The organism is Bradyrhizobium sp. 134 (genome assembly GCF_023074155.1).
Taxonomy (GTDB): domain Bacteria; phylum Pseudomonadota; class Alphaproteobacteria; order Rhizobiales; family Xanthobacteraceae; genus Bradyrhizobium.
This window is the reverse complement of the sequence record NZ_JADPKX010000060.1, coordinates 1-1,287: the sequence shown is the minus strand read 5'-3', so window position 1 is coordinate 1,287 and position 1,287 is coordinate 1. Positions and strand designations below refer to the sequence as shown.

The window sequence follows — 1,287 nt, the reverse complement described above, 5'->3', positions numbered from 1 at the left end:
TTTTGACGGGTTGTATGCTGGGTCGCCTTGCAGTTTTGTGGGTCCCGCTATGGGCGAAATTCGCAACTTCCGATCCGGGAACAACGGTGACCCCCCTTCACATGGCGTCGGACCTCGTCGTCTCGCAGCGATCATTGTCGGTGATATAGCTTCCTACAGTCGCTTGATGCAGGCGGACGAAGAGGGTACCCACGTCCGTGTCAAGCGGATTGAGCGGGACCTCATCCGGCCCAGCATCGTCGAGCACCATGGAAGTCTGGTGAAAACGACGGGCGATGGCTTCATCGCGATTTTCGACAGTCCGGTCGAGGCCGTGCGATGCAGCATCGTCATCCAGCAGAACCTCATCGGGCGCAATGCCTCGCTTCCGAGGGATACGCGGATCGAGTACCGGATTGGCGTCAATCTGGGCGACGTCATCGTTGAGTCGGACGATATCTACGGGGACGGCGTCAACATCGCCTCACGCATCGAGGGCATTGCCGAACCTGGTCAGGTCTACATCTCCGGCGCGATCTACGAGCAGATCAAGCACAAGGTCGTGTGCGGCTACGAGTCGCTCGGGGACCGCAAAGTCAAGAACATCACCGATCCCGTGCGCGTCTATCGCGTGCTGGCGGATGCAGATGCAGTCGGCAAGACCAAGGGCCGGCGCGAGAATATCTTGATCTTCCTCCTGAGCCTCACGCTGCTGGTCATTGCCACCGGCGTGCTGTGGTACCTGCTGGCGCAGGCGCCGGGCAAGGTGAGCGAGCAGGCCGCCCTGCCCGCCGCTTCTCCTAACGCTTCTCCTAACGCTTCTCCGGCCGCATCGCCAAGCCCGCAGCCTCCGCCGCGCGAGGGCGCCGCGCAAAGGCCGCAGCCTTCTCCCTCCTCGGCTTCGTCGCCTCCCTCGCCCGCTCCGGTGCCAAGTCCATCGACAGTTCCCGTCCGCGAACCCGAGATGGTCGCCATTCGCGGCGGCAGCTTTGCAATGGGAAGCAACGACGACCCGACCGAGCGTCCTGTCCATCAGGTGACGGTCAGGCCATTCTCGATCGGCAAATATCCGGTGACCGTGCAGGAATGGAACGAGTGCGCCGCCGCAAAGGCGTGCGGCTTCACGGCGATCGGCAAGGACGATGCGCCGGTCAGCAATGTGAGCTGGACCGACGCCCAGCAATATGCGGCCTATCTTGCTCAGGCGACAAAGAAGACTTATCGGCTTCCGAGCGAAGCCGAATGGGAATATGCCGCGCGGGGCGGAACGCAGACCAAATATTGGTGGGGCGACAAGCTGCAGCCGGG

General features: G+C 62.3%; 1 protein-coding gene. It reads left to right on the top strand.

All coding sequences use genetic code 11. The features are described 5' to 3' along the window. Positions 1-49 precede the first annotated feature (49 nt). On the top strand, positions 50-1,287 hold a 1,238-nt coding region (locus IVA75_RS24755; RefSeq protein ID WP_247359502.1), incomplete at its 3' end, for an SUMF1/EgtB/PvdO family nonheme iron enzyme.